This is a genomic window from Mycobacterium sp. 1245801.1 (assembly GCF_001673055.1).
GTDB classification, from domain to species: domain Bacteria; phylum Actinomycetota; class Actinomycetes; order Mycobacteriales; family Mycobacteriaceae; genus Mycobacterium; species Mycobacterium europaeum_A.
In genome coordinates, this window is the sequence record NZ_LZKY01000416.1 from 1 (window position 1) to 6370 (window position 6370).

Genomic DNA, 6370 nt, shown 5'->3' on the forward strand with positions numbered 1-6370 from the left:
CGAGCTGACCCGCCGGCTCACCGAGGTGCACGGTGTGCACATCAACCGGCGGATCGATCTAGGCGACACCGTGCTGCACCGCTTCGATCCCGAAACCAAGACGCTGGAATTCAGCAACCACCTGTCGTTGGGACAGCAGGTGTTCAAGATGGCCGCCGAACTGGCCTACCTCGAATTCGGCGATCTGATCGACACTTTGGTCGAGGAGGGCAAGTTCACCAGCGACGAGTCACACACCCTCGCCCGGCTGGGGCTGGCCAACTACTTCGCCGCGGCCACCGTGCTCCCCTACCGCCAGTTCCACGACGTCGCGGAGAATTTCCGCTACGACGTCGAGCGGCTGTCCTCGTTCTACTCGATCAGTTACGAGACCATCGCACACCGGCTTTCGACGTTGCAGCGGCCGTCGATGCGGGGTGTGCCGTTCTCGTTCGTCCGGGTCGACCGGGCCGGGAACATGTCAAAACGTCAGTCCGCCACCGGGTTTCACTTCTCCTCCAGCGGAGGCACCTGCCCGCTGTGGAATGTCTACGAGACGTTCGCCAACCCGGGCAAGATCCTGGTGCAGATCGCCCAGATGCCCGATGGCCGCAATTACATGTGGGTGGCCCGCACCGTGGAACGGCGCGCGGCCCGGTATGGTCAGCCGGGTAAGACCTTCGCGATCGGCCTGGGCTGCGAGCTTCGCCACGCTCACCGGCTGGTCTACTCGGAGGGACTCGACGTCTCGGGGGAACCAGGAACAGTGGCCACACCGATCGGCGCGGGCTGTCGGGTCTGCGAACGCGACAATTGCCCACAGCGCGCCTTCCCCGCACTCGGCCGCGCACTCGATCTCGACGAGCACCGCAGCACGGTGTCGCCCTACCTGGTGACCCAGCCGTGAGCGCGCCGGCAGACGGCCGCATCCCGCCGGGGCGGTTCCGCGAACTGGGGCCGATCAACTGGGTGATCGCCAAGCTGGGTGCGCGCACCGTGCGGGCCCCGGAGATGCACCTGTTCACCACCCTGGGGCAGCGCCGGTTGCTGTTCTGGACCTGGCTGGCCTACGGGGGCCGACTGCTGCGCGGCAAGCTCCCGACCATCGACACCGAATTGGTGATCCTGCGCGTCGCGCACCTGCGCTCGTGCGAATACGAGTTGCAGCACCATCGCCGGATGGCGCGCACCGCCGGGCTCGACGCCGATCTGCAGGCCGCGATCTTCGCGTGGCCGCAGCGGTTGGACCCGGTCGATGCGCGCCTGACGGTGCGTCAGCAGGCGCTGCTGTCGGCGACGGACGAGTTCGTCAAGGACCGGACGGTCACCGCCGAGACCTGGCAGGCGCTGGCCGCCCACCTGGATCGGCGGCAGCTGATCGAATTCTGTTTGCTTGCAAGCCAATACGACGGTCTGGCCGCGACCATGTCAGCGCTCGAGATTCCGCTGGACCATCCGCGCTAGCTACAGGTAGACGTCGGCGAGGATGGCCAGCGTCAGTATCACGGGAAGCACCGGCAGCGCGAAGGCGAACGCCGCCCACGGCCGCTTGCCCCGCCGGCGCTGCCGCAAGCCCCACAGCGCGGCGCCGATCCCCAGCACCACCGACGCCAGCAGCACCAGCGGGCCCCAGTGGCCGGCGGTCGCGTTGTCGCCGTTCGAAATGGCCAGCAGCCACAGGACATAACCGGTCGCCAGGCCACCGACGGCACCCGCGAGGGCCTGAGGGGTGACGGTGCGCATATCTCTTACTCAGAAATTGATCATGTGCCCGGTCAGGCCGTGGAAGCATTCCTGCAGTGCCTCGGACATGGTCGGGTGGGTGTGGACGTTGCGGGCAAGCTCGGTTGCGGTCAGGTCCCACTTCTGGGCCAGCGTCAGCTCCGGAAGCAACTCTGAGACGTCGTGGCCGACCAGGTGTCCGCCCAGCAGCTCACCGTATTTCGCGTCGGCGATCAGCTTGACGAACCCGCTGGGGTCGCCCACGCCGTGGGCCTTGCCGTTGGCGGTGAACGGAAACTTCGCCACCACCACGTCGTGGCCCTCCTCGCGAGCCTGCTCCTCGGTGAGCCCGAAGCTGGCGACGTTGGGCTGGCAGAACGTCGCGCGCGGCATCATCCGGTAGTCACCGAGCGCCAAAGTCTCTGCGCCGGCGATGGTTTCGGCCGCCACCACACCCTGGGCCTCAGCGACGTGGGCCAGCTGCAACTTTCCGGTGACGTCGCCGATGGCGTAGATGTGCTCGATGTTGGTCCGCATGTAGTCGGTGATTCCGATGGCCTTGCGGTCGGTCAGCGCGACGCCGGCCGCCTCCAGGCCGTAGCCCTCGACATTTGGGGCAAAACCGATGGCCTGCAACACCTTTGCGGCCTTGAGTTCCTGCGAGTTACCGTCCTTGCTGACCACCACGGTCACCTCGGAGCCGTTGTCGGAGATCGACTCGACCTTGGTGCTGGTCAATATCTTCACGCCCAGCTTCTTGAACTGCCGCTCGACCTCCTTGGAGACATCGGCGTCCTCGTTCGGCAGCGCGCGCGGCAGGAACTCGACGACGGTCACGTCGACGCCGTAGTTCTTCAGCACATAGCCGAACTCCATGCCGATCGCCCCGCAACCGGCGATGATGATCGACTCCGGCAGCTCGCGGGACAGGATCAGTTCCTCGTAGGTGACCACGTTGGCCGACAGCGACGTGCCGGGGACCAGGCGGGTGCTGCTGCCGGTGGCGATGATGGCGTTGTCGAAAGTCACCGTCTCCGTGCCGCCCTCGTTGAGCTCGACGGAGATCGTGTTGGCGTCGGTGAAGCGGCCGTAGCCATGGATTTCGGTGATCTTGTTCTTCTTCATCAGGAAGTGCACGCCGGCGACGCGGCCCTCGGCCACCTTGCGGCTGCGGTCAAACGCGGCGCCGTAGTCGAAGGTCGCCTCGCCGCTGATGCCAAACGTCTTGGCCTCTTTGGTGAAGATGTGGGCGAGTTCGGCGTTGCGCAGCAGCGCCTTGGAGGGGATGCACCCGACGTTGAGGCAGACGCCACCCCAGTACTTCGGTTCGATCACCGCGGTGCTCAGCCCCAGCTGTGCGGCGCGAATGGCTGCGACATATCCGCCGGGACCGGCCCCGAGGACGACGACGTCATAGTGAGAAGTCACGAGCCCACCCTAGTTGGCCGCGGCCTCTGGCGGCCGCCCGGGCGAGCCGTCAATAGGGAATGACACCGACCAGACAGTGCCCCGCTCGCTCGCAGTGGTAGTAGCCGTACAGGGGTGCCGCGGCGACCAGCGACGCGAACGGCCCGGACATCAGCGCCACCGCGAGCGCCGAGATCAGCGGCCGGCCTTCGGTCATCGCCAGCATCACCGAGCCGACGATGCACACCACCACGTAGGCCAGGACGACGAACAGCGCCGCCGTCTTGTCGGACGAGTGGTACCACCAAGAGAACAGCCCCAGCCCGATCACGGCCGCCGCGGACCACACGCCCAGCAGCACCAGGGCCAGCTTCCACCACCTGAGGTAGAGATACCGGCCGGGCACGTTGATCGGTTGCACGGGGCCGACGGGCTCGGGCGACTCCTGCTCGCTAGCCTCCGGCGTCGCGGCTGCCGCCGGTGCGGCGGCGGGCTCCGGCTCGGCCACCGCGGGGTGCTCGCCGGTCTCGTCATCGAAATCGGGCACCCAGGATTGGGTGCCGGTGTGCTCGGAGTCGTCTTCGTCATCCGAGAAGTCCGGTACGAACGCCTCGGTGCCGGGGCTCGAGGCGTCCTTGTCGTCAGCCACCGGCGGTCACCCGTAGCGCGACGAGCACACCGAACCAGCCGGGCGCCACCGACAGCAGGAACGCCCCGAGCATGGTGACCCACCGGCGCCCGGAGAACAGGATCGTCGCCAGCCCTACGACGCTGGGGATGCCGACCACCGACGCGATGGCGACGCCCGGGCGGACGCTGGCGTGAATCGCCAGGGTGCAGGCCACGCCCGCCAAAAGTCCGACCGCACTGCCGATCAGCATGGCGCTGGCCAACAACCAGGGACGCGGAAGGGGAATCACTTTCTCGACTGTACTGCGGCTACCCGCGCGGGGGGCACGTTGACGACGCCGCGTCGGTCACCACCGGACCCCGTGCCGGGGGGCGTTCACCGCGTTCGTAATCCGCGCCGGTGATCACCGCCGCGGCGGCCATTGCGGCCCGTTCGTCGTCGGTGAAGACGCGACCGCGGGACAGGAACCGCACGCCGTCGGGCGCCTCCAGGCTGAACCCGCCCCCGCGGCCGGGCACCACGTCGATGACCAGCTGGGTGTGCTTGTCGCGATAGTGGGCGGTGTACTGCGGACCCGAAATCCACACCGGCACACCGTCTGTCCCGACGTCGAGGACGCCGAGCAAGACGTCGCGATCGCCGACCAGGAAATCGCCGAGCGGATAACACATCGGCGACGACCCATCGCAGCAGCCACCGGACTGGTGGAACATCACCGGGCCGTGGGCGGCCTGCAACCGCGCCAGCACCTCGGCGGCCGGGGCGGTGATGACCACCCCGGGGGGCGGAAGCATCAGAAGAACCCTTGCGCCTTTTCGGAGTAGGACACCAGCAGGTTCTTGGTCTGCTGATAGTGGTCGAGCATCATCTTGTGGTTCTCCCGGCCGATGCCGGACTGCTTGTAGCCGCCGAACGCGGCGTGGGCCGGATAGACGTGGTAGCAGTTCACCCACACCCGGCCGGCCTGGATGTCGCGCCCGGCCCGGTAGGCGGTGTTGCCGTCGCGGCTCCACACCCCGGCCCCCAGGCCGTACAGGGTGTCGTTGGCGATCGAGATGGCGTCGTCGTAATCGGCGAACGACGTCACCGTGACCACCGGCCCGAAGATCTCCTCCTGAAAGACCCGCATCTTGTTGTCGCCACTGAAGATGGTGGGCTGCATGTAGAAGCCGCCGGACAGGTCGCCGCCGAGCTCGGCGCGTTCGCCGCCGGTGATCACCTTGGCGCCTTCGTTTTTGCCGATCTCGATGTAGGACAACACCTTTTCCAACTGGTCGTTGGAGGCCTGCGAGCCCAGCATGGTCTCGCTGTCCAGCGGATCACCCTGGCGGACTGCCTTGGTGCGGATCGCGGCCAGTTCGAGGAACTCGTCGTAGATGTCGGCCTGAACCAGGCTGCGCGACGGGCACGTGCACACCTCGCCCTGGTTGAGGGCGAACATGGTGAAGCCCTCCAGCGCCTTGTCCTGGTAGTCGTCGGCCTTGGCCATCACGTCGGAGAAGAAGATATTGGGGCTCTTGCCGCCGAGCTCCAGCGTGACCGGGATGAGGTTTTGCGACGCGTACTGCATGATCAGCCGCCCGGTGGTGGTCTCGCCGGTGAACGCGATCTTGGCGATCCGGTTGCTCGACGCCAGCGGCTTGCCGGCCTCGGCGCCGAATCCGTTGACGACGTTGACCACTCCCGGCGGGAGCAGGTCGCCGATCAGCGACATCAGGTAGAGCACCGAAACCGGTGTCTGCTCAGCGGGTTTGAGCACCACCGCGTTGCCGGCCGCCAGCGCGGGCGCCAGTTTCCAGGCACCCATCAGGATCGGGAAGTTCCACGGGATGATCTGCCCGACCACTCCGAGCGGCTCGTGGAAGTGGTAGGCCACGGTGTCGTCATCGATCTGGCTCAGCGCGCCCTCCTGCGCGCGCAGCGCCGCGGCGAAGTAGCGGAAGTGGTCGGCGGCCAACGGAATGTCGGCGGCCAACGCCTCGCGGATCGGCTTGCCGTTGTCCCAGACCTCAGCCACCGCCAGCGCGGCGGTGTGCTCCTCGATGCGGTCGGCGATCTTGTTCAGGATTGCCGCGCGCTCCGCGGGTGCCGTCTTGCCCCACGCCGGGGCGGCGGCGTGCGCGGCATCCAGTGCCTTGTCGATGTCGGCCTCGTCGGAGCGGGCCACCTCGCAGAACGGCTGGCCGGTGACCGGGGTCGGGTTCTCGAAGTAGCGGCCCTTGGCCGGCGCAACCCACTGCCCGCCAATGAAATTCTCGTAGCGGGATTCGTACGACATCAACGCCCCGGCAGAACCTGGACGTGCGAAAACAGGCATCTTTTCGGCTCCTTCCCTCGTGACACAGCTCACAGTACGCTGCACTCATCCGGGGATGTCGGGTCGACGCGGGGGACGAGCATGGCCGAGACGCATTCAGCCGAGGAGGCGCTTCGGCAGTGGAGATCCGTGGCACCGGCCTGGGAACAGCACCGGGAACGCATGTTCGGCGACGTGCGCGCGGTGTCCGAATGGCTCGTCGAGCAGGTTGATCCGCAACCGGGCCAGACCGTTCTGGAGGTGGCGGCGGGCCCGGGCGAGACCGGCTTTCTCGTCGCGGACCGGCTCGGTCCCACGGGCCGCCTGATCTCCAG

The 6370-nt window shown here is 67.2% G+C and carries 8 protein-coding genes and 1 pseudogene; 3 read left to right on the top strand and 6 right to left on the bottom strand.

Going from position 1 to position 6370, the window contains the following annotated elements; translation table 11 throughout:
* Positions 1-886: short-chain fatty acyl-CoA regulator family protein (locus A5622_RS26595; protein ID WP_156753105.1), on the top strand; the 886-nt coding region annotated here is incomplete at its 5' end.
* The gene (locus A5622_RS26600) at positions 883-1443 is read left to right on the top strand and encodes a carboxymuconolactone decarboxylase family protein (protein ID WP_066868747.1); all 561 of its coding nucleotides are present in this window, start codon (positions 883-885) and stop codon (positions 1441-1443) included. The genes A5622_RS26595 and A5622_RS26600, both read left to right, overlap by 4 nt.
* Here the strand turns inward: A5622_RS26600 and A5622_RS26605 are convergent, their stop codons facing one another.
* Genes A5622_RS26605 through A5622_RS26630 form a run of 6 tightly spaced genes read right to left on the bottom strand, consistent with a single transcriptional unit; the run spans position 1444 to position 6056 of the window.
* Positions 1444-1722, bottom strand: a complete 279-nt coding sequence (locus tag A5622_RS26605) for a hypothetical protein (RefSeq protein WP_066868749.1) — start codon at positions 1720-1722, stop codon at positions 1444-1446.
* A gap of 9 nt (positions 1723-1731) precedes the next feature.
* Complete coding sequence (gene lpdA / locus A5622_RS26610; protein ID WP_066868751.1) at positions 1732-3129, bottom strand: dihydrolipoyl dehydrogenase; 1398 nt, start codon at positions 3127-3129, stop codon at positions 1732-1734.
* A gap of 49 nt (positions 3130-3178) precedes the next feature.
* The gene (locus A5622_RS26615; protein ID WP_066882270.1) at positions 3179-3757 is read right to left on the bottom strand and encodes a hypothetical protein; all 579 of its coding nucleotides are present in this window, start codon (positions 3755-3757) and stop codon (positions 3179-3181) included.
* Positions 3750-4028: a putative holin gene (locus A5622_RS26620; protein ID WP_197498233.1), complete on the bottom strand. Its 279-nt coding sequence runs from the start codon at positions 4026-4028 to the stop codon at positions 3750-3752. Before A5622_RS26620 ends, A5622_RS26615 begins: the two co-directional genes overlap by 8 nt.
* A gap of 19 nt (positions 4029-4047) precedes the next feature.
* Positions 4048-4533 carry a DUF779 domain-containing protein gene (locus A5622_RS26625; RefSeq protein WP_066882272.1) on the bottom strand — a complete coding sequence of 162 codons (486 nt, stop codon included), beginning with the start codon at positions 4531-4533 and terminating at the stop codon, positions 4048-4050.
* Positions 4533-6056, bottom strand: coding sequence for an aldehyde dehydrogenase family protein (locus tag A5622_RS26630; protein WP_066882274.1), 1524 nt, complete (start codon positions 6054-6056; stop codon positions 4533-4535). The genes A5622_RS26625 and A5622_RS26630 overlap by 1 nt, the downstream gene beginning before the upstream one ends.
* Positions 6057-6137: 81 nt before the next feature.
* On the opposite strand from A5622_RS26630, the pseudogene A5622_RS26635 reads away from it, so the two are divergent.
* A pseudogene (locus A5622_RS26635) lies at positions 6138-6370 on the top strand (hypothetical protein); the annotation flags it as partial.